Source organism: Amycolatopsis rifamycinica (assembly GCF_000695625.1).
Classification (GTDB): Bacteria; Actinomycetota; Actinomycetes; order Mycobacteriales; family Pseudonocardiaceae; genus Amycolatopsis; species Amycolatopsis rifamycinica.
In genome coordinates this window covers 199,406-220,925 of sequence record NZ_JMQI01000073.1, presented here as the reverse complement: position 1 = coordinate 220,925, position 21,520 = coordinate 199,406, and the positions used below count along the sequence as shown (strand labels likewise).

The following is a 21,520-nucleotide window of genomic DNA, read 5'->3' as shown; positions in this document are numbered from 1 at the left end:
GGACGTCGTGCATGACCCGTTCAGGACGCCGGACGTCCTGAACCGGGCCCGCGTTCAGCTCCGCAGCATCGGCGGGTACAGCACCTTCGCCGCGCCCCGCCGGTAGAGGCGGGCCGGGCGGCCGCCGTCGCGGGTCGTCGTCCGGCCCGTCGGTTCCAGCAGGCCCTCGGCTCCCGTCACCTTGCGGTGGAAGTTGCGCGGGTCCAGCCGCGTGTCCCAGACCAGCTCGTACACCCTCCGCAGCTCCGCGACCGTGAACTCCGGCGCGCAGAACGCCGTCGCCAGCGGCGAATACTCCAGCTTCGCGCGGGCGCGCTCCACCCCGTCGCGCAGGATGCGGTCGTGGTCGAACGCCAGGCGCTCGGTCCGCAACGACCGCACCGGCGCCCACCGCGCCTCGGCCGCGTCCGTGCCCGCGCGCGGCACCGGCAAGTCCGGGGCCAGCGCCAGGTACGCCACCGTCACCACCCGCATCCGCGGGTCCCGGTCCGGGGCGCCGTAGCCCGCCAGCTGTTCGATGTGGACGGTCCCGGGCGCCAGCCCCGTCTCCTCGGCCAGCTCGCGCCGGGCCGCGTCCGCCAGGTCCTCGTCCTCGCGGACGAAGCCGCCCGGCAGCGCCCACTCGCCCTCGTACGGCGGGATTCCCCGGCGCACCAGCAGCGCGCACAGCTCCTCCCCGGTCAGGGTGAGCACGACGAGGTCCACGGTGACGGCGAACGGCGGGTGACCCATGCCACCACCCTAATCGTCAGCTTGACGATTAGCGAGTCCACCCCATATCGTCACGACGACGATAAGAGGAGGGCTCCATGGCCGACATCAACCGCCGGTTCGGGTTCCGGCACCTGCGCGGTGCCCCCACCGTGCACATCCGCCACTACCGCCGCGGCAAGCTCGCGCACGACGGCGTCGGGCTGTCGTTCTGGTACCGGCCGCTGACCGCGGTCGTCTCGGAAGTCCCGGTCGACGACCGCGAACTGCCGCTGCTGTTCCACGCCCGCACGGCCGACTTCCAGGACGTCACCGTCCAGCTCGCCCTCACCTTCCGGATCGAGGACCCGGCGCTGGCCGCGCAGCGCATCGACTTCTCCGTCGACCCGGACACCGGCCGGTGGCGAAGCGATCCCCTCGCCCAGATCAGCGGGCTGCTCACCGAAAACGTCCAGCAGTACGCGGTCGAGGTGCTGACCCGCACGCCGCTGGCCACCGCGCTCGTCGACGGCGTCCGCGCGGTCCGCGACCGCATCCGCGCCGGCCTGGCCGAGGAGGACACCCGGCTCGCGCAGACCGGTTCGGCCGTGGTCGACGTCCGCGTCGTCGCGATCCGGGCCGAGCCGGAGGTCGAGAAGGCGCTCCAGACGACCGCGCGGGAGAAGGTGCAGCAGGAGGCCGACCGGGCGACCTTCGAGCGGCGCGCGCTCGCCGTCGAACGCGAACGCGCGATCGGCGAAAACGAGCTGCAGAACCAGATCGAGCTGGCCCGCCGCGAGGAGCAGCTGCTCGCCCAGCGCGGCGCGAACGCCCGGCGCCAGGCCGAGGAAGCCGCGGCGGCGAACCGGATCGAGACGGAGGCGCAGGCTTCGCGCGAAGAGCGGCTGACGCAGGTGAAGGCCGACGGCCGGCGAGCGCTCGGCGAAGCCGAAGCGGCGGGCGAGGCCGCCCGGCTGGCCGCGTACCGCGACCTGCCCGAAGGCGTGCTGACCGGGCTGGCGCTGAAGGAACTGGCCGGCAACCTGCCCCAGATCGAGAGCCTGGTGCTGACCCCGGACCTGCTCGCGCCCCTGCTGACGAAGCTGGGCGTCCGGTCGTGAGCCTCGCCCCGCGGGTCGTGCTCGTCCACCGCCGCACCGAACTCGACGAGCTCGTCGCCCGCCACGGCACCCGCGGGCAGGCCGAGTTCTTCCTGCGCACCCGCGGCCGCGACCTGCGCGAGGTGGCCGCGGCGGACGCGGCCCTGCGCGCCGCGCTCGCCGCGGCCAGTGCCGCCATCCCGCTGGACTGGCGCCGCGGCGAGGTCGAACGCGCCGACCTCGACCGGTTCCTGTTCACCCCGGAGGACGTCGTCGTCGTGGTCGGGCAGGACGGCCTGATCGCCAACGTGGCCAAGTACCTCGACGGCCAGCCGGTGATCGGCGTCGCGCCCGGCGAGCCCGGCGTCCTGGTCAAGCACCCGGTCGAGGCCGTCGCCGATCTGGTGCGGTCCACCGGCGACGTCGAGCACCGGACGATGGCGCAGCTCACCGCGGACGACGGCCAGCGGCTGCTCGCCCTCAACGAGATCTACCTCGGGCACGCCGGGCACCAGACGGCCCGCTACCGGCTGGGGGTCGGTGGCGGGCGCGCGGAACGCCAGGCCTCGTCGGGGATCCTGGTCGGGACGGGCACGGGGGCCACCGGCTGGTGCGGCTCGGTGTGGCGGGACCGCCGCAGCGGCCTGTCGCTGCCGTCCCCCGGCGAGGCCCGGCTGGTCTGGTTCGTGAGGGAGGCGTGGCCGTCGCCGTCGACCGGGACCACCCGCACCGAGGGGGAGCTGACGAACACGTCCCTGACGGTCGAGGTCGAATCCGACCGCCTGGTCGCGTTCGGCGACGGCCTCGAAGCCGACACGGTCGCCCTCACCCGCGGCCAGACGGCGACCTTCGCCCCCGCGGCGAAGACCGTCCGCCTGGTGCGGTGACGGAACGGACGACACGCGTGCTTGAACGGACGACACGCGTGTCCGGAGGGACGACACGGTGGGGTCAGGTGCCGTAGCGGGCCTGGACGATCGACGGGGTGTCGAGGTTGTGGCCGGCGTCCATGCTCTGGGCCAGGCGCAGGTACTGGCCCTCGGCCCACATCAGCGGGCCCGCGCTGCCGGTCGGGCGGCCGAGGCCGAAGCAGCCGACGTCCGCGCGGTCCCAGACCTGTTCGGGCACGAAGTAGCCCTCGTTGACCGAATCCGCCATCGACTTCAGGTAGACCGCCGCCGACCGGCCGTTGGCCAGCTCGTACTGGCCGCGCTCCCCCGACAGCACCGGCCACAGGCGCCCGGACCGCCGGCTCCCACCCGCCGGCCAGCCGCTGCAGTCCGCGGTGCTTTCGCCGTAGTTGTCGTGCGGGTAGCGGTGGAAGTAGACGTCGCCGTTGGGCAGCGTCACCTGCATCGCCGAGTTGCCGTCGGACGCCGCGGCCGTCGGCGCCACCGAGTTCGCGATCGTGGCGTCGCCGGCCGGGCGGATGCCGAGCCGGACCAGGTCGAGGAAGCCGAAGTCGGTGACGTCGTGCTCGTAGAAGCAGCCTTCGTCGAAGCAGAGGGTCGCGGTGTCGTTCGGGTTGCCGGCCCGGTCGAGGCGCTCGTAGTAGGTGTGGCCGCCCCAGTAACCGGAGGTCGTGACGGTCCAGCCGGCGAGGGAGGCGCGCCAGGAGTCCGCTGTGGACTCCCAGGAGGTCGCGCTCGCCGCGTCGCCGTTCGCCCGGGCGATGGCCCCGGCCGCGATCAGCCCGGCGATCTCCGCGGCCACCGAGGACGGTGACTTGCCGTACTGCTCCTCCCACCGCTCGGTGGTGTCCGGGCCGGTCGACACGATGTGGTTCGCGGTCGTCTTGACCTTGGCGTAGGTCGAGGCGTCGGTGAGGCCGGTCTGCCAGGCCAGCAGGATCGCGTCGGCGTCCTGGTCGAGCTGTTCGCAACAGCCGAGTTGCTGGGCGCTCGCTCCCGCGACGCCGGACACCGGGCTGTAGCGCGGGAACGACCCGGCCGGGTACGTCGTGCCGTCGCCGGCGGTCGGGGTGCCGATCCACTGGGAGTTCCAGAGGAACTGGGCCATCCGCCGGGCTTGTGCGCTGTCGCCCGCGGCCAGGAGGCCGGTCGCCTGCTGGTAGAGGTCACGGCCCCAGACGCGGTGGTAGCCGTCGTTGAGGTGGTCGCCGTTCGTGAAGTCGCCCCAGGGGGTGGCCAGGCCCGCCACGCTCGCACCCGGGTGCTGTTTGTCTTCCGCCGTCTTCAGCGCCATGGCCGCGACGTAGTAGGTGCGGCGACGCTGGGTGTCGCCGGAGACGCTCGCCGGGGCGGGTTTCAGGCCGCCGACGTAGGAATTCCACCCTGAGCGGTAGGACGCTGACACGGCCGTGAAGCCGTTGCTCAGGGACGCGGTCGCGTTCGACGTGGCCGCCGCCGACGTGCCGCCGTAGCCGAGGGCGACGGTGAACGTGGTGTCCGTTCCCACCGGGATCTGGCCGCATTGGACGACGTTGCCGGTTCCGGCGATGTTGTCGAACTGGTTGGTCAGGGTCCGGTCGGCGCGGAGGTCGACCAGGCAGTCGCTGGGTGCGCCGGTGTAGCCGTTGTCGTGGGCCGTGAAGCCGGTGGAGGCGCGCAGCGCGGAGACGACTGTGGTGGGCGTTCCGCCGAAGAGGGTTTCCGTTCCGCTCGCCAGCAGGCCGGTGCCGTCCCACCAGGCGTTGTCGTCGGCTCCGCCGCCCGCCATCGAGGGGTTGGCCAGGAGGTAGAGGCGGTAGGTGCCGCCGTCCAGGGACTGGAAGCGGGTGTTCGTGACGAGGGCCGCCCGGGCCGGGTCCGTCACGTAGTCCGTGGTGATGCGGTACTTGCCGCTCTTGGCCGTGTTGGTGATCCGGTACTGGAGTGCCTTCTCGTCCGGCATGCTCACGACGTGGTTCGTCGCGTCGCGTTCCAGGTCGACGAAGGTGCTTCCGTCGGTGACCACGAACTGCATGTCCTGCATGTTCGGGACGTCGGCTCGGGGGTAGAAGACTTCCGACGTGACGCCGTTGGCGACCGTGAACCACACCGGGCTCGCCGTGGTCGTGGCGGTGCCGAGGGCCGCCTTGTTGCCGGTGGCCCAGGAGGCGCCGCCGCCGCAGCAGTCCGCCGCCGTTCCGCTCGCCTGAGCTGTTCCGTGGAGGGTCGCGGCCAGCAGGATGCTGGTTGCTGTGCAGGTCAGGACGGCTTTCCACCTGGGCATCGGGGTCCTCCGACGGCGTTGTCGCTCAATATGTTGTGGGTCGCAACATATTGCGGCGTGCCGAGGTGGCTGGCAATGTCCGATCGGACTTTATCGATCCAGACCGGTGGCCCCGGGGCTGGTCATGCGTTGGCGATGCGGTCCAGCCACTCGGCCAGGAGGGTGCGCTCCGCTTCGGTGAGGGCCGTGGCGCCTTCGAGCCCGGCCCGCAGGGCGATCGCCCGCTCCGGGAGGTCCGAGCCCGCCGGTTTCTTCGTGCCGGTCAAGATGCGGGAGAGGACTGTCTCCCTTGCCGTGGCCGACAGCTCGGGATCCCGTTGCTCTTCCGGTGTGGCGATCTGGGTCAGCACCACGCCCATGCCTGCCGCGTGGGTCAGGCGGGCCGCCCGCTCGACGCTCACCCGGAGGCGGCCTGCCGCCGCCACCCGCTCGACGATCGCGCGCAGCATGGCCTCCGCTTCGCGCGCCGCCGGCGATGTCCGGCCCGGGCGGGCGTCGCCGTACATGAGGACGTAGAACTCCGGGCGGGACAGGCCGAACTCGATGTGGAGGTCCCAGCCCCTGCGGAGGTCCTCCACCGGGTCGGCCGTCGCGCCCATGGCCCGCTTGCTCTTCAGGTACTCGTCGAAGCCGTAGGCCGCCACCGCGTCCAGGAGGCCGTCCTTGTCGCCGAAGAGGCGGTACAACGCCGGGGGCTGGACGCCCGCCGCCGCGCTCACCGCGCGGGTCGACAGGCCGTCGCGGCCTTCCGCCGCCAGGAGCGTGGCCGCCGCTTCGAGGATGCGCTCGCGGGTGTCCAGCGCCGTCTTCGTTGCCATGGTTCCGATGATAACAAATCGTCGGTAGCACCTGTTCGGTATCGGTGATACGGTTGTTCAGGTATCAACGGAAACACAGGAGATGTCATGCGTACCCGCACCCTCGGCCGGACCGGTCCGGCCGTCAGCGCCCTCGGGCTCGGCCTGATGGGCATGTCCGACCTCTACGGCCCGGCCGATGAGACCGAGTCCGTCGCCACCGTGCACGCCGCCCTCGACGCCGGGGTCACCCTGCTGGACACCGGCGACTTCTACGGCATGGGGCACAACGAGCTGCTGCTGCGCGATGCCCTGCGGGGCCGCGATCGCGATCAGGTGGTCATCAGCGTGAAGTTCGGGGCGCTGCGCGGCCCGGACGGCTCCTGGCTCGGCTACGACAGCCGTCCCGAGGCCGTCAGGACCTTCCTCGCCTACAGCCTGCGGCGGCTCGGTACCGACCACGTCGACGTCTACCGCCCGGCCCGGCTCGATCCCGCCGTGCCGATCGAAGACCAGGTCGGCGCGCTCGCCGAGCTCGTCCAGGCCGGCTACATCCGCCACATCGGACTGTCCGAAGTGGGCGCCGAGACCCTGCGCCGGGCCGCCGCCGTGCATCCGATCTCCGACCTGCAGATCGAGTATTCGCTGCTCTCGCGCGGGATCGAGGCCGAAATCCTGCCGGTCGCGCGCGAGCTCGGCATCGGCGTCACCGCGTACGGCGTCCTGTCCCGGGGCCTGCTCAGTGGCCACTGGACACCGTCGCGGGAGTTGGCCGCCGGGGACTTCCGGAGCCACAGCCCGCGGTTCCAGGGTGAGAACCTCGAGCGCAACCTGGCGCTGACCGAGGCGCTCGGCAAGATCGCCGCGGCCAAGGGCGTCACCACCGCGCAGCTCGCCATCGCCTGGGTCGCCGCGCAAGGCGACGACATCGTGCCGCTGGTCGGCGCCCGGACCCGGGCCCGGCTGGCCGAGTCGCTCGGGACCGCGGACGTCGAGCTGAGCGGCGCCGACCTGGCGGAGATCGAAGCCGCCGTGCCGGCCGGGGCTGCGGCCGGCGGGCGGTACGCCGCCGCCCAGCTCGATCACCTCGACAGCGAGAAGTAGCCGGCCGCGACGCGGTGGGCGAGGCGGCGCAGCAGGGGCGCCGCCTCGGCCATGCAGCGCGCCGGGTCCGGTTCCAGGTCGGTCAGCGCGTACGCGGCCGAAATGCCCGCGCCCGCCAGCTCCGCCGGGGACAGCGAGCAACGTCCCGACACCGCGACGCACGGGACACCCCGGGCCGCCGCGGCGCGGGCCACCCCGGCCGGGGCCTTGCCGGCCAGCGTCTGCCCGTCGAGCGACCCTTCGCCGGTGACGACCAGCGAAGCACCGGTCAGCGCCGCGTCGAAGCCCAGCAGGTCGAGCAGCAGCTCGATGCCGGGCCGCATCCGGGCGCCCAGCACGGCCATCGCCGCGAAGCCCACTCCCCCGGCCGCTCCGGCACCCGGGCGGGAAGCGAACTCCGGTCCGGCGATCGAGGCCCAGTGCCGTAGTGCGGCAGCAAGGATCCCGACGTCCTCCGGAGACGCGCCCTTCTGCGGTCCGTAGACGGAAGCCGCTTCGTGCAGCGGATGATCCACATCGCTCGCCAGCTCGATGTCCACGCGGGACAGGTTCGTCAGGTCGAGCGAGGCCAGCCGGGACAGGGCCGCCCCGCCGGACGGGAGGTCACGGCCGTCGTCGTCGAGGAGCCGGGCGCCCAGCGCGGCCAGCATGCCCGCGCCGCCGTCGGTGCACGCGCTGCCGCCCACGCCGAGCACGATCCGGCGGCACCCCGCCCGGACCGCCGCGGCGATGACGTCGCCGGTTCCCGCGCTGGTCGCGGTGAGCGGTTCGGGGGCGCCGGGCAGCCGGTGCAGCCCGGACGCCTCGGCCAGCTCGACCACCGCCGTGTCCCCGAGCACCGCGTAGGACGCCGTCACCGGCGCCCCGGTCGGCCCGCGTGCCGGAACTCGCACACGGCGGAACCCGGCGGCGACGGCGGCGTCCACCGTCCCTTCGCCGCCGTCGGCCACCGGGAGGGTCGTCACCGCGAGGGCGGGGTGGACGTCGGCGAGGCCGGCGGCCACCGCCGACGCCACCTCGGCCGCGGTCAGCGATCCCTTGAACTTGTCCGGCGCGACCAGGACCCTCACGCGCTCGCCCGGAACGCCCGCCAGTCGCCGATCTCGGTGATGTCCCGCAGGGCGACGTGCGAGGTGTACGGCCGCCGCAGCAGCATCGCGAACGCCGAACTGCCGTCCGCCAGCTCGACCACCCCCAGCTCCAGCTCGTGCGGCTCGGCGGGCAGCACCTTGTCCCGCAGGGCGTCCAGTGAGACGTCGTAGACCTCGCCGGTCACCGGAGCGCCGCCGTGGGACACCGGGTACAGCGCCGGGCACTGGTCGCCGACGGCGTAGAACCGGTACTTCGGCGCGGTCTCCGTGGCCGCCACGAACGGCGATCCGGCCAGCAGGTGGTGCAGTGGCTCGCCGCGCATGGCGCCGCCGTTGAAGAACATCAGGGGCACGGGAACTCCTTAGCGGAAGAGGGCTTCGACGCCGTCGATGGCGAAGTACACCGCGAAGACCAGGGCCAGCAGGGACAGCAGCCAGCCGGCCTCGCGCCACCGGCCGCGGCCGATCTTGATCAGCACGAACGCGATCAGGCCGGCGCCGACGCCGTTGGTGATCGAGTAGGTGAACGGGATCAGCGCCGCCGTCAGGAACACCGGGATCGTGTAGTCCGGGTCGTGCCACGGGATGGTCCGGCACTGCGCGACCATCAGGCCGCCGATGACGACCAGCGCGGGGGCCGCGGCCTGGGCCGGGACGACGCCGGCCAGCGGCGTGAACAGCAGCGTCCCGGCGAACAGCAGGCCGGTGACGACACTGGCCAGCCCGGTCCGGGCGCCTTCGCCGACGCCGGCCGCGGACTCCAGGAACACCGTGTTCGGCGACGAGCCGGTGACGCCGCCGGCGATCGCGCCCGCGCCGTCGACCAGCAGGATCCGGCCCATCCGCGGTACTTTCCCGTTCTTCGACAGGCCGGCTTCGTCGGAGACGCTGGTGATCGTGCCCATGGCGTCGAAGAAGCCCGACAGCACCAGCGTGAACAGGAAGACGGTGGCCGCGAGCGCGCCCGCCGAGGCGAAGCCGCCGAAGAGGTCGATGTGGCCGAAGAGCCCGAAGTCGGGGGCGGCGACGACGTGGTCGGGCAGGGCCGGAGCCGTGAGCCCCCAGCCGCCGACGCCGAAACCCTCGTGCAGCACGACGGCGAACAGGGTGGCCACCCCGATGCTGATCAGCACCGCGCCCGGGACCTTCCGGGCCATCAGCACGATCATCAGCAGCAGACCGAAGCAGAACACGACGATCGGCCAGCCGTGCAGGTGGCCACCCGCCCCGAGGCGGACCGGGACCGTGGTCTGCGCCGAGTCCGGCATCCGGGTCACGAACCCGGCGCTGACCAGGCCGACGAGCGCGATGTAGAGCCCGATCCCGACGGTGATCGCCATCTTGAGCGGCCGCGGGATGGCGTTCATGATCCGTTCGCGCACACCGCTGACCGCCATCAGCACGATGCACACGCCTTCGAGCACGACCAGCCCGAACGCCTGCGCCCAGGTCATCTCCGGGGCCATCTGGAACGCGACGATGCCGTTGATGCCCAGACCGGCGGCCAGCGCGAGGGGCGCGTTGCCGACGAGTCCCATGAGGACCGTCATCACGGCGGCGGCCAGCGCGGTCGCCGTGGTCACCTGCGCGGCCGACAGCCGGGCGCCGGTGATGTCGGCGGAGGCGCCGAGGATGAGCGGGTTGAGCAGCACGATGTAGGCCATCGCGACGAACGTGGTCACACCGCCGCGGACTTCGCGGCCGATCGTGGTCTGCCGCCCCCGCAGTTCGAACACCTTGTCGAGCAGCGAACGTCGTACGGGTACTTCATCTGCTACGGGCGTGTCGATCTCGGTCTGGGTCATGCGTCCTGCCCTTGCTGTTGGGCACTTTCACGTGAAAGTGACCTGGAGTCGGCACTCCGGATCACTTTCATGGGAAAGTGCCGGTCAGTAGTCGGTGCGGTCGCTCTTGTCGAGCCAGGCCCCGAAGGGCGCGAACCCGTCCTTGGCGGACAGCCGCGTCACGGGAACGGTCCACGTCTCGCGCGGACGGTCGAAGAGTTCGTAGAAGGCACGGTCGTCGAAACCGGCCCTGGCCGCGTCGTCGCGGTCGGCGGTATACAGAATCCGGTCCACCCGGGCCCACAGCGCCGAGGACAGGCACATCGGGCACGGCTCGCAGCTGGAGACGAGCACGCAGCCGTCCAGCTTGAACGTGCCCAGCGCCTGGCAGGCCGCGCGGATCGCGACCACCTCCGCGTGCGCGGTCGGGTCCAGGTTCGCCGTGACGCGGTTGACGCCGGTCGCGACCACTTCGCCGTCCCTGACGATCAGCGCGCCGAACGGGCCACCGCCGTTCTCGACGTTGCGCGTGGCGATGCGGACGGCTTCGTCGAGCCAGTCCCGCTCGACGGAAACGGACGTGGTCATCTCAGACTCCGGTGATGTGCTCGGGGCGGATCGGGACGCGCGGCAGCTCGAGGCCGGTGGCCGCGCGGATGGCGTTGGCGATCGCCGGCGTGGCCGAGATCGTGGGTGGTTCGCCGACGCCGCGGACGCCGTAGGGCGCGTGCGGGTCGGGCCGCTCGAGGACCTCGACGCGCATCGGCGGCACGTCGAGGATGGTCGGGATGAGGTAGTCGGTGAACGACGGGTTCCGCACCTTGCCGCCCTCGACCAGGATCTCCTCCATCACCGCGAGGCCGAGGCCCTGCGCCGACCCGCCCTGGATCTGGGCGACGACGGCGTCGGGGTTCATCGCCTTGCCGACGTCCTGGGCGCAGTCCAGCTGCACCACCTTGACCAGCCCCAGGTCGAGGTCGACGTCGACCACCGCGCGGTGGGCGGAGAAGCCGTACTGGACGTGGGCGTCACCCTGCCCGGTCTCCGGATCCAGGGGGTAGGTCGGCCGGTGGTGGAACTCGCGGGTCTCCTCGATCGCCGTGTCGCCGAGCAGCTCGGCGAGGTCGGCGACGACTTCGCCGTCGGCCGCGACGACCTTCCCGCCGGCCAGGGTCATGCCTTCGGCCGAGCGTCCCAGCCGGCTGTATACCGTATCCGCGACCGCGCGGCAGGCGTTGCGGACCGCACCACCGGTGACGTACGTCTGGCGCGACGCCGAGCTGGAGCCGGCGTCGCCGACGCTCGTGTCGGCCGGGTGCACGCTCACCCGCGTCACCCCCAGCTCGGTGCGGGCGATCTGCTGCTGCAGCGTCACCAGGCCCTGGCCGACTTCGGCCGCCGCGGTGTGCACCATCGCCACCGCTTCGCCGCCGATCACCTCCAGGCGGACGCGGGCGGTCGAGTAGTCGTCGAGACCTTCGGCGTAGGAGATGTTCTTGATCGTCACGCCGTAGCCGACCCCGCGCACGACGCCTTCGCCGTGGGTGGTGTTGGACGCGCCGCCGGGCAGCTCGCGGATGTCGGCGTCACCGCCGCGCGACGGCGGCAGCGGCAGGTCACGGACCCGCCGCACCAGCTCCGCCACCGGCGCCGGGAAGTCGACCACCTGGCCGGTGACCACCGTGGACCCCTCGCCGAGCGCGTTGCGGATCCGCAGTTCCGCCGGGTCCATGTCCAAAGCGGACGCCAGCTTGTCCATCTGGGACTCGTAGGCGTACGTCGGCTGCACCGCGCCGAGGCCGCGCATCGCGCCGCAGGTCGGGTTGTTGGTGTAGACGCCCCAGCCCTCGATGTGGGCGTTCGGGACGTCGTAGGGGCCGACGCTCAGCGTCGTGCCGTTGCCGACCACGACCGGGGTCTTGGACGCGTACGCGCCGCCGTCGAAGTAGAGCTTCGCCCGGACGTAGACGAGCTTCCCGTCGCGGGTGGCGCCGTGCTCGTAGTACATCTTCGCCGGGTGGCGGTGCACGTGGCCGAAGAAGGATTCCAGGCGGTGGTAGCTCATCTTCACCGGGCGCCCGGTGCGCAGGGCCAGCAGGCACGAGTGGATCTGCATGGACAGGTCTTCGCGGCCGCCGAACGCGCCGCCGACGCCGGACAGCGTCAGCCGGACCTTCTCCAGCGGCAGCCCGAGGGCCTTCGCCGTCTGGCGCTGGTCGACGTGCAGCCACTGGGTGGCCAGGTAGAGGTCGACGCCGCCGTCCTCGGCCGGCACGGCCAGCCCCGACTCCGGGCCCAGGAACGCCTGGTCCTGCATGCCGATCTCGTACACGCCCGACACGACCACCTCCGCGGTCGCTTCCGGGTCGCCCTTGACGATCCGCTGGTGGCGCACCAGGTTCCCGCCCGGGTGCAGCTTCGGCAGCGTGTCGTCGTGCGCGGCCCGCTCGGGATCGGTGACCGGCTCGAGCACCTCGTACTCGACGACGATGTCCTTGAGCGCCTGCCGCGCGATCTCCGGGTGGTCGGCGGCGAGGATCGCCACCGGTTCGCCCTGGTAGCGCACGACGCCTTCGGCCAGGGCCGGGGTGTCCTGGACCTTGAGGCCGTAGACGTTCTCGCCGGGGACGTCCTCGTGCGTCAGCACCGCGTGCACGCCCGGCCGGGCCAGCGCGCGGGAGACGTCGAGGCCGACGATCCGGGCGTGCGGGTGCGGGCTGCGCAGGGTGGCGCCCCACAGCATGTCCTCGTGCCAGAGGTCGGAGGAGTAGGCGAACTCGCCGCGCACCTTGAGCGTGCCGTCCGGGCGCAGCGGGCTCTCGCCGATGCCGCCGGCGATCGTGTCGTGCAGCTCCTGCGGGGAGCGGGCCGGCGCGCTCATCGGACGGCCTTCTTCGCGGCGGCGTCGCGCACGGCGTCGAGGATCTTCTCGTAACCCGTGCAGCGGCAGAGGTTGCCGGCGAGGGCTTCGCGGATCTCGACGTCGGACGGCTCGGGGTTCCGCTCGATCAGGTCGTGCGCGGCCACCAGCAGGCCGGGCGTGCAGAACCCGCACTGGACGGCACCGCGCTCGACGAACGCCTCCTGCACCGGGTCCAGTTCGTCGCCGTCCGCCAGCCCCTCGACCGTGACGACCTCGCGGCCTTCGGCCTGCCCCGCCGCGACCAGGCACGCGCACGCCGGGACGCCGTCGAGGTAGACCGTGCACGACCCGCATTCACCCTGTTCACAGGCGTTCTTCGCGCCCGGCAGGCCGAGCCGCTCGCGCAGGACGTAGAGGAGGCTTTCGCCCTCCCAGACGTTGTCCGCCCGGCGGGGTTCGCCGTTGACGGTGACGTTCACGCGCACTTCGCGCTCCCTCCGCAGTATTCGGTCCAGGCCCAGGTCAGCGTCCGCCGCGCCATGACACCCAGCGCGTGGCGCCGGTAGGCGGCGCTGCCGCGGACGTCGTCGATCGGCGCCGCGGCGGCCGCGACCAGGTCACCGAAGCGGCGCTTCACCGAGTCGTTCAGGGGCTTCGGCGAGTCCCAGTCCAGCTCGCCGGCCAGGAACTCCTCGGCTTCGAGGGCCCGGCGCGGGGTCGGCGCGGCCGAGCCGATCCCCGTCCCGGCCCGCCGCTGCTCCGGGTGCAGTGCCAGCCCGAACGCGGCGACGGCGATGACCATGGCGTTGCGGGTGCCGATCTTGCTGAACTGCTGCGGCCCCGTGGCCGGTGCGAGCAGGACGCCGGTGACGAGCTCGTCGGGTTCGAGGACGTTGCGCTTCACCCCCGTGTAGAAATCCTTCGCCGCGACGATCCGGGTGCCGCGCACGGAGGCGATCTCGACCTCGGCGCCGGCGGCCAGCAGAGCCGGGTGGGCATCGCCCGCCGGGGAAGCCGCGCCGAGGTTGCCGCCCACCGAGCCGCGGTTGCGGATCTGCGGCGACCCGACCGTCCGGGCGGCCATGGCCAGCCCGGGCAGCCTGGCGCCCAGGTCGGCGATGATCCGGGCGTACGGCACGGCCGCGCCGATCCGGATCCGGCCGTCGTCGGTGCCGTGCTCGTGCAGTTCGGGCACGCGCCCGAGGTCGAGGAGCGACTCCGGGCGGCGGTGGTCGAAGTTGATTTCGACCATCACGTCCGTGCCGCCGGCGATGGGCACCGCACCGGGGTTCGCGGCCTTCGCGGCGAGCGCGTCGGCCAGCGAGGCGGGTCGGAGGAATTCCACTGTGGACGTCCTTTCGGGGCTGCTTCGGCAAGAAGTACACACGCTCGGCTGTGGCGGGGACCACGGCAAAACCCCTGAAAGACGGGTGAATTTCCGGCTCGCGTTTGTACTTTCCTCCAACCGGCGCGCCGCGGGCACGCCAAGGCCGCCGCACGAGGTCCGGATCTCGCACGGCGGCCTTGGTCACGCGGGGGCTCGTGAAAGCGGTAGGGCGGGTTTAGCCCGCCCTACCCCTCACGAGCATCAGCAGGGCTCGAACTCCTTCACCGCGTCCAGGGCGGCGCCCATCGCGGCGTTGCCCTCGCGCTCGATCATGATCTCCACCAGGACCGGGCGGCTGGTGCGCTCGGCCTCCTTGCGCGCCCACTCCAGCGACGTGCGGATCTCGCCCGGCTCGTGCACGCGGGTGCCGGAGCAGCCGTAGGCCTCCATGATCTTCACGTTGTCCGTGCCGATCGTGTCGTAGTGGATGTCGACCTCGAAGTTCATCTCGTAGCCGGTCTCGGCCTGCCGGATCAGCCCGAGGTAGGTGTTGTTCAGCATGATCAGCACGAACCCCACGTCGTACTGGGCGGCGACCGCCAGCTCTTCGACGAGGAACTGGAACGAGTAGTCGCCGACCACGCCGACGACCTCGGCCTCCGGCCGCGCCTTCTTGACGCCGATCGCCGCCGGGATCTCCCAGCCGAGCGGGCCGGCCTGGCCGCACACCTGGTAGTGCCGCGGCTTGTGCGCCTTCTGGAACTGACCCGACCAGATCTGGTAGAGCCCGATCGCGGTGACGAAGTAGGTGTCCTCGCCGAAGGTTTCGTTGATCTCCTTGAACACCCGCGGTGCCTTGATCGGCAGGCTGTCGAAGTCCTCCCGGCGGGGAAGCGCTTCCTTCAGCTCCGCGACCCGGCCCACCCACTCGCGCCGGGACGGCACCGAGCGCTTCTCCAGGGCCGCCAGCAACGCATCGAGGAACTCCCGCGTGTCCGACACGATCCCGAGGTCCGGGCCGAACACCTTGCCCAGCTGGGTGGGCTCGATGTCGACGTGGACGAACTTCCGCCGCCCCCGGTAGACCGACAGCTCGCCGGTGTGCCGGTCGCCGAACCGGGCGCCGAGCGCCAGCACGAGGTCGGACTCCAGGAAGGCGGCGTTCGCCCAGCGCTGGGACGTCTGGATGCCGGCCATCCCGGCGAACAGCTCGTGGTCCTCCGGGAAGCTGCCCTTGCCCATCAGCGTCACCTGCACCGGGACGCCGAGGCGCTCGGCCACGGCCCGCAGCCGCTCGCTCGCCTCGCCGAGCACGACCCCGCCACCCGCCAGGATGATCGGCCGCTCGGCGGCCAGCAGCAGGTCCAGGGCCCGTTCGACCCGTGCGGGCGCGGGCTTCACCGCCGGCACCGGCAGCGGGGAGTCGATCGAAGAGTCCCACTCGATGTCCTGCTTCTGCACGTCGATCGGCAGGTCGACGAGCACCGGGCCGGGCCGGCCCGAGCGAGCGATCCGGAACGCCTCGCGGAAGATCCACGGCAGCTGCGCGGCCTCCTTGACCTGCACCGCCCACTTCGTCACCGGCTTGGCGATCTCGACGATGTCGACGGCCTGGAACGCCTCCTGGTGCAGCTTCGTGGTCGCGGCCTGGCCGGTGATGCAGATGATCGGGATCGAGTCCGCGTGCGCGGTGTAGAGCCCGGTGATCATGTTGGTCCCGGCCGGGCCGGACGTGCCGATGGCGACGCCGACGTGGCCGTTCGTCCTGGCCCAGCCGTCGGCCATGTGCGTCGCGCCCTCTTCGTGACGGACGATCAGGTGCTCGATCGCCCGGCCTTGTAGGGCGTTATACAGCGGGAGGATCGCGGCGCCGGGGCAGCCGAAGACGGTGTCGACGCCTTCGCTCTCCAGGACGTCGACGACCGCTTGCATCGCGGGGATCCGGGGCATGTCACACCTCCGCCGGGACGCGGCCCGACAACTGTTCGACGACCTTCAGCAAGGCCGAGTGGTCCAGGGAGCCGTAGCCCATGGCGCGGCCGGCGGCGACGAGCTGGGCGACCAGCCCGGTGAGCGGGAGCGCGACTTCGGCCTGCCGGGCGGCCGCGAGCGCGATCCCCATGTCCTTGTGGTGCAGGTCGATCCGGAAGCCGGGCGCGAACTCCCGCTCCACCATGGACTTGCGCTTCAGCTCGAGGATCCGGCTGCCCGCGAGGCCGCCGGCGAGCACGTCCAGCCCCGTGGCGGCGTCCACACCGGACGCTTCGAGCAGCACGATCGCCTCGGCGACCAAGCCGTAGATCCCGCCGACGACGAGTTGGTTGGCGGCCTTCACGACCTGGCCGGCGCCGTGCGGGCCGACGTGCACGATCGTCTTGCCGAGCGTGCCGAACACGGGTTTCGCGGCTTCGAAGTCTTCTTCCGGACCACCGACCATGATGGACAGCGACGCCTGCTCGGCCCCGGCCTGGCCCCCCGAGACCGGCGCGTCCAGCACGCGGATCTTCCTGTCCCGCGCGGCTTCCGCGACGGCGATCGACGTCTCGGGCCGGATGGTGCTCATGTCGATCAGGAGCGTGCCCGGCTCGGCGTGGTCCAGGACCCCGTCCGGGGCCAGCACGACCGCCTCGACCTGCGGGTGGTTCGGCAGCATCGTGATGACGACGTCCGCCCCGGCGACCGCGTCGGCGACCCCGGTCGCGGCCCGCCCGCCCGCGGCCGCGAGCCTCTCCCCCGCGGCCGGGGTGACGTCGTAGCCGCTGACGTCGTGCCCGGCCGCGACCAGGTGCGCGGCCATCGGGGCGCCCATCACGCCCAGTCCGATGAATCCCAGTTTCATGCTCGTCCCCTTCGGGTCTTCGGCAGCCACTCCAGCGACGTGACGGTGTCGGGTTCCGGGACGTACTCGATTCCGACGAACCCGGCGTAGCCGGCGTTCTGCAGCTTCACGAGGTGTCCCTCGATGTCCAGCGAGCCGGTGCCGGGCTGGTGGCGCCCGGGTGCGTCGGCGATCTGCACGTGCCCGATCCGGGAGAGGTGCGTCGTCGCGAGCGCGTCCAGGTCGTCGCCGTTGACGGCCAGGTGGTACAGGTCGGCCAGCAGCCGCACGTTGTCGCGCCCGAGGTCGTCGAGCACGGCCACGGCGTCCGCGGCGGTCTTGAGCGGGTAGCGATCGGCGCCGGAAAGCGGTTCGAGGACCAGCTGCGCGCCGATTTCCGCGGCGGCGTCGGCGGCCTTGTCCAGGTGCACCCGGGCCAGGTCGTCCTGCTTGGCCGGGTCTTCGCCGTCGATCCGGTTGCCGTAGAGGGCGTTGAAGCTGCGGCAGCCGGTGCGTTCGGCGATGCCCAGCGCGACGACGAGGCTGTCGGCGAACTCGGCCTCCCGGCCGATCCACGAGACCAGGCCCCGCTCCCCCGCCGCCATGTCCCCGGCGTAGAAGTTCAGGCCCCGCAGGCGGACTCCGTCGAGACTCGCGACGAAGGCGTCGACCTCGTCGCGCGCGGGGACCGCGGTGTCGAACGGCCACCAGTACTCGACGTCGGTGAACCCGGCGTCCCGCGCGGCGGCCGCGCGCTCGAGCAACGGGACCTCCTTGAACAGGATCGACAGGTTGGCGACGTACGGCAGGGAGTGACCTTCAGGCATCGCGACCTCGAATTTCGCTATCCGGAATTTTTCTTTCGCATATCGAGAATAGCTCGTGACCTGCGACGAGGTCAACGCCCGCCCGTTACGCTCGTTCCGAACCGCGAGGGGCACACATGAGTCGAGAGCGCACCCGGATCGTCGCGAAACTCGATCGGGCCGCCGCCGACCCGCGGCTGCGCGACGTGTTCGGCGCCGGCCACCACCGGTTCCGGCTGAACCCGCCCCGGCCCGCGCACGAGGTCGCGGCCTTCGAGGCGAAACACGGCATCCGCCTGCCCGAGAGCTACCGCACGTTCCTGCTGGAGGCCGGCGACGGCGGCGCGGGCCCGAGCTACGGGCTGCTTCCGCTCGCCGACGCCTACGCGGAGGTGTCCGGCTCGTTCCCCGGCCACCTCCGCGCACCGAGCCCGTTCCGGCCGGGCCGGTGGTTCGAAAACGACTGGTGGGACGGTTTCCGGGGCCCGGACGACCGGCCCGACCCGACCCAGGGCACGCTCGCGGTCGTCCACCACGGCTGCACCGGGTACACGCACCTCGTCGTGTCCGGCCCGGGCCGCGGACGGCTCGTCAACCTCGACCTCAACGGGGTGCCCGCCCCGTACGTGCTGGAAGACGAGGACTTCCTCGCGTGGTACCACCGCTGGCTCGACGAATTGCTGGCCGGGTGCTCCGTCTCGGGCTTCGGCCACAAGCTCCCCGGCGGCGAAGACACCCTCCTCGCCGTCCTGGCCGAGGACCCGGATCCGCGACGGCGGGCCCAAGCCGCGTTCTCGGTGGCCTACCTGCCCTCGACCGGCCCCGCGGCGGCCGCGGCGTTCGCGGCGGCCGCCGCCGACCCGGACGCCCGGGTCCGCGCGGCGGCGCTCGCCGCCGCGCGGACGGTCCGGGCGGCCGTGGCCCCGGCCGCCCGGAACGCGCTGGCCGACCCCGAAGCCGCCGTGCGAGCCGAGGCGATCCGCGTCCTCGGCGCGCTCGGCACCCCGGATCTCGCCGGCCGCGCCCGCGAGCTCCTCGCCGACCCCGACCCCGACGTCGCCTGGCACACGATGCGGGCGCTGGCCGCTTCCGGGGCACTTCTGGTCACCGACCTGGCGCCGCTGCTCACCCGGCCCGAGCCGAACACCCGCACGGCCGCCGTCTGGCACCTCATCGAAGCCCGCGGCGAAGCGACGGCCCTGCTGGAGCGGGCGCTGGACGACGAGGACGCCTACGCCCGGATCCAGGCCGTGCAGGCGGCGGAGCGCCGTGACGAACGTGCTCTGCTCACGGCCCTGCGCCGCCGCCGAGCCGTCGAGGAACACCAGACCGTGCTCGTCAACCTCGACCGCGTGCTGGCCGCGTGGTCCTAACGGTTCTGGACGTGCTGCCAGCCGAAGCGGCCCTTGATGCACAGGTTCCCGTGGGTGACCGAGCTGTCGTGCGGTGAGGTCACCTTGACGATCTCGTTGTCCTGGACGTGCAGGGTCAGGTTGCAGCCGACCCCGCAGAACGTGCAGACCGTCGTCGTCCGCGTCTGGCGTTCCTCGGCCCAGGTGCCGTCTTCACGCTTGTCGTACTCGCGCTTGAAGCTCAACGCCCCGGTCGGGCAGACCTCGACGCAGTTGCCGCAGTACACGCACGCGCTGTCCGGCAGCGGGTTCGCGAACTCCGTCGAGATCCGCGCGTCGAACCCGCGGCCGGCCACGCTGATCGCGAACGAGTTCTGCCACTGCTCGCCGCACGCGTCGACGCACTTGTAGCAGAGGATGCACTTCCCGTAGTCCCGGACGTACAGCTCGTTGTCCACCAGGGCCGGTTGCGCCACGGTGGCCGCGTCCGGGCCGAAGCGGCCCGGGTCCGCGCCGGTTTCCGCGATCCACTCCGCGACGCCCGGGGTGGTCGACAGGTCCGTCGCCGACGCCAGGAGCTCGAGGACCACCTTGCGGCTGGTCCGCGTCCGCGCCGAATCGGTGTGGACCACCATGCCCGGCTCGGCCTGGCGCGAACACGACGGCGCGAGCGTCCGCGAGCCTTCGACCTCGACCATGCAGACGCGACAGGCGTTCGCCGGTTCGAGGGTGTCGCCGTAGCAGAGCGTGGGGATCGCCTTGCCCGCCGCCGTGCAGGCGTCCAGGATCGTCGAGCCTTCGGGGACCCGCACCGGCTCACCGTCCACGGTGAACTCGACCAGCCGCTTCGGGATTCCGAGGTCCACAATGGTCACTTCAAGGCTCCCAGCCGGTCGATGGCGGATTCGATGGCGTTCCACGCGGTCTGGCCGAGTCCGCAGATCGACGAGTCGCGCATGACCCCGCCGACCTCCCGCAGCAGCGGCCGCTCCTGGGAGCCGGACGCCAGGACGCGGCGGATCGCCTCCTCCTGCCGCACGGTCCCGATCCGGCACGGCACGCACTGGCCGCACGACTCGTCGCGGAAGAACTCCGCGATCCGCAGCAGGAACCCGCCGAGGTCGGCCAGGTCGTCGAGGACCAGGACGACGCCCGAGCCGAGCGTCGTCTTCGCCGCCCGCGCGTCCTCGAACGTCAGCGGCAGGTCCAGCTCGTCCGGCCGGACGAACCCGCCCGCCGCGCCGCCCAGCAGCACCGCGCGCAGCGTGCGGCCCTCGGGCACTCCCCCGGCCAAGGCCAGCAGGTCGCGCAAGGAAGCGCCGAACGGCACCTCGTAGACACCCGGCCGTTCGACGTGGCCGGACAGGCAGAACAGCTTCGGCCCGGCCGACGCCTCCGTGCCGATCGCCCGGTACGCGGCCGCGCCTTCGGTGAGGATCAGCGGCACGTTGACCAGGGTCTCGACGTTGTTCACCACGGTCGGCTTGCCGAACAGCCCCCGCTCGACCGGGAACGGCGGCTTCGTCCGGGGCTCCCCGCGGAAGCCCTCGATCGAGTTGAAGATCGCCGTCTCTTCGCCGCAGATGTAGGCGCCCGCGCCGCGCCGGATCTCGATGTCGAACGAGAACCCCTCGTGGCCCATGATGCCGGCGCCGAGGAACCCCCGTTCGCGGCACACCGCGAGGGCGTTCCGCAGCAGCCGCAGCGCCCGCGGGTACTCGCCGCGCAGGTAGACGTACCCCTGCCGGGCGCCGATCGCGAAGGCGGCGATCGTCATCGCCTCGAGGAGGGCGAACGGGTCGCCTTCGAGCAGCACGCGGTCCTTGAACGTGCCGGGTTCGCTCTCGTCGGCGTTGCACACCAGGTAGTGCGGCCCGGCCGGCTGGGCGGCGGTGGCCGCCCACTTGCGCCCGGTCGGGAAGGCGGCGCCGCCGCGGCCGAGCAGGCCCGAGTCGGTGACCTCGCGGATCACCGCGGCCTGGCCCATCCGCAGGGCGTTGCGCAGGGCCGCGTAACCACCGGACGCCCGGTAGCCGTCCAGGCTGGCCGGGTCGACGACGCCGACCCGGCGCAGCAGCCGCAGTCCCCGCTTCTGGTGGATGACCGGCGCCGCGCCCTCCGCCGCCGGGGCCCGGTGCGCCGCCAGCACCGCCGCGGCACCGGTCGCGGGGGCGAGCAGCTCGGTCGTCGCGGGGGCGCCGGCCTGGAACGTCAGCGCCGCGGGGGCCCGTTCGCACACGCCGAGGCACGGGCTTCGCTGCCACGTGACCCCGCCGCGCGCCTTCCCCGCGGCGCCGACGTGTTCGGTGAGGACGTCGCACACCGTCTCCGCGCCGCTGAGCCGGCAGGCCAGGTCGGTGCACACGTGCACCACCCGCTCCGGGCGTTCCTCGAGCGCGAACAGCGAGTAGAAGCTCGCCACGCCGTACGCGTCGGCGGGCGGCACGTGCAGCGTCTCGCAGATGAGGTTGAGCGCGCCCTGGCTGATCCAGCCGACCCGGTCGTTGACCGCGTGCAGCGCGGGGAGCAGCTGGTCCCGGCCGCCGCCGGCGAACCCGGCGACCGCTTCCCGTTCTTCGTGCGACGCGACGGCGTCCAGCAGCTTGAGGTCCAC

General features: G+C 72.4%; 19 protein-coding genes. 4 read left to right on the top strand and 15 right to left on the bottom strand.

Going from position 1 to position 21,520, the window contains the following annotated elements:
- Positions 1–54: 54 nt before the first annotated feature.
- Positions 55–732, bottom strand: coding sequence for an NUDIX hydrolase (locus DV20_RS35875; RefSeq protein ID WP_043787745.1), 678 nt, complete (start codon positions 730–732; stop codon positions 55–57).
- Positions 733–809: 77 nt separating this feature from the next.
- Here DV20_RS35875 and DV20_RS35870 point away from each other — a divergent pair, with 77 nt between their 5' ends.
- Together DV20_RS35870 and DV20_RS35865 are read left to right on the top strand one after the other, a co-directional pair.
- Entirely contained in the window at positions 810–1,811 is a 1,002-nt protein-coding gene (locus DV20_RS35870) for an SPFH domain-containing protein (RefSeq protein WP_043787744.1), read from the top strand.
- On the top strand, positions 1,808–2,677 hold the full coding sequence (locus tag DV20_RS35865; RefSeq protein WP_043787743.1) for an NAD(+)/NADH kinase: 870 nt from the start codon (positions 1,808–1,810) through the stop codon (positions 2,675–2,677). Before DV20_RS35870 ends, DV20_RS35865 begins: the two co-directional genes overlap by 4 nt.
- Before the next feature lie 64 nt (positions 2,678–2,741).
- Here DV20_RS35865 and DV20_RS35860 read toward each other — a convergent pair whose 3' ends face one another.
- Positions 2,742–4,964: a glycoside hydrolase family 15 protein gene (locus DV20_RS35860; protein ID WP_043787742.1), complete on the bottom strand. Its 2,223-nt coding sequence runs from the start codon at positions 4,962–4,964 to the stop codon at positions 2,742–2,744.
- A gap of 122 nt (positions 4,965–5,086) precedes the next feature.
- The gene (locus tag DV20_RS35855) at positions 5,087–5,782 is read right to left on the bottom strand and encodes a TetR/AcrR family transcriptional regulator (RefSeq protein ID WP_043787741.1); all 696 of its coding nucleotides are present in this window, start codon (positions 5,780–5,782) and stop codon (positions 5,087–5,089) included.
- Between the two features lie 87 nt (positions 5,783–5,869).
- Between DV20_RS35855 and DV20_RS35850 the strand changes: the two genes are divergently transcribed.
- Complete coding sequence (locus DV20_RS35850; protein WP_043787740.1) at positions 5,870–6,865, top strand: aldo/keto reductase; 996 nt, start codon at positions 5,870–5,872, stop codon at positions 6,863–6,865.
- On the opposite strand, the gene DV20_RS35845 is transcribed toward DV20_RS35850, so the two are convergent.
- From DV20_RS35845 to DV20_RS35800, 10 genes are all read right to left on the bottom strand, one after another.
- A complete protein-coding gene (locus DV20_RS35845) occupies positions 6,844–7,935 on the bottom strand; it encodes a glycerate kinase (RefSeq protein WP_043787739.1) in 1,092 nt (363 codons plus the stop codon). The genes DV20_RS35850 and DV20_RS35845 overlap by 22 nt on opposite strands.
- Positions 7,932–8,309 (bottom strand): allophanate hydrolase-related protein, encoded by a 378-nt coding sequence (locus DV20_RS35840; RefSeq protein ID WP_043787737.1) that lies wholly within the window; start codon positions 8,307–8,309, stop codon positions 7,932–7,934. Before DV20_RS35840 ends, DV20_RS35845 begins: the two co-directional genes overlap by 4 nt.
- 9 nt (positions 8,310–8,318) lie before the next feature.
- Positions 8,319–9,761 carry an NCS2 family permease gene (locus DV20_RS35835; protein WP_043787736.1) on the bottom strand — a complete coding sequence of 481 codons (1,443 nt, stop codon included), beginning with the start codon at positions 9,759–9,761 and terminating at the stop codon, positions 8,319–8,321.
- Between the two features lie 84 nt (positions 9,762–9,845).
- Positions 9,846–10,328, bottom strand: a complete 483-nt coding sequence (locus DV20_RS35830; RefSeq protein ID WP_043787735.1) for a nucleoside deaminase — start codon at positions 10,326–10,328, stop codon at positions 9,846–9,848.
- 1 nt (position 10,329) lies between these two features.
- Entirely contained in the window at positions 10,330–12,621 is a 2,292-nt protein-coding gene (gene pucD / locus DV20_RS35825) for a xanthine dehydrogenase subunit D (protein WP_043787734.1), read from the bottom strand.
- Positions 12,618–13,088 (bottom strand): (2Fe-2S)-binding protein, encoded by a 471-nt coding sequence (locus DV20_RS35820; protein ID WP_043787733.1) that lies wholly within the window; start codon positions 13,086–13,088, stop codon positions 12,618–12,620. Before DV20_RS35820 ends, pucD begins: the two co-directional genes overlap by 4 nt.
- Complete coding sequence (locus tag DV20_RS35815; protein ID WP_043787731.1) at positions 13,079–13,948, bottom strand: FAD binding domain-containing protein; 870 nt, start codon at positions 13,946–13,948, stop codon at positions 13,079–13,081. The genes DV20_RS35820 and DV20_RS35815 overlap by 10 nt, the downstream gene beginning before the upstream one ends.
- 243 nt (positions 13,949–14,191) lie before the next feature.
- Positions 14,192–15,880, bottom strand: a complete 1,689-nt coding sequence (gene gcl, locus DV20_RS35810) for a glyoxylate carboligase (protein WP_084093833.1) — start codon at positions 15,878–15,880, stop codon at positions 14,192–14,194.
- 1 nt (position 15,881) lies between these two features.
- Complete coding sequence (locus DV20_RS35805; protein ID WP_043787730.1) at positions 15,882–16,769, bottom strand: 2-hydroxy-3-oxopropionate reductase; 888 nt, start codon at positions 16,767–16,769, stop codon at positions 15,882–15,884.
- Entirely contained in the window at positions 16,766–17,575 is an 810-nt protein-coding gene (locus DV20_RS35800; protein ID WP_043787729.1) for a hydroxypyruvate isomerase family protein, read from the bottom strand. The genes DV20_RS35805 and DV20_RS35800 overlap by 4 nt, the downstream gene beginning before the upstream one ends.
- A 116-nt stretch (positions 17,576–17,691) precedes the next feature.
- On the opposite strand from DV20_RS35800, the gene DV20_RS43300 reads away from it, so the two are divergent.
- On the top strand, positions 17,692–18,927 hold the full coding sequence (locus tag DV20_RS43300) for an SMI1/KNR4 family protein (RefSeq protein ID WP_051736265.1): 1,236 nt from the start codon (positions 17,692–17,694) through the stop codon (positions 18,925–18,927).
- On the opposite strand, the gene DV20_RS35790 is transcribed toward DV20_RS43300, so the two are convergent.
- Positions 18,924–19,781 carry a 2Fe-2S iron-sulfur cluster-binding protein gene (locus tag DV20_RS35790; protein ID WP_043787728.1) on the bottom strand — a complete coding sequence of 286 codons (858 nt, stop codon included), beginning with the start codon at positions 19,779–19,781 and terminating at the stop codon, positions 18,924–18,926. The genes DV20_RS43300 and DV20_RS35790 overlap by 4 nt on opposite strands.
- Complete coding sequence (locus DV20_RS35785; RefSeq protein WP_043787726.1) at positions 19,778–21,520, bottom strand: NAD(P)H-dependent oxidoreductase subunit E; 1,743 nt, start codon at positions 21,518–21,520, stop codon at positions 19,778–19,780. The genes DV20_RS35790 and DV20_RS35785 overlap by 4 nt, the downstream gene beginning before the upstream one ends.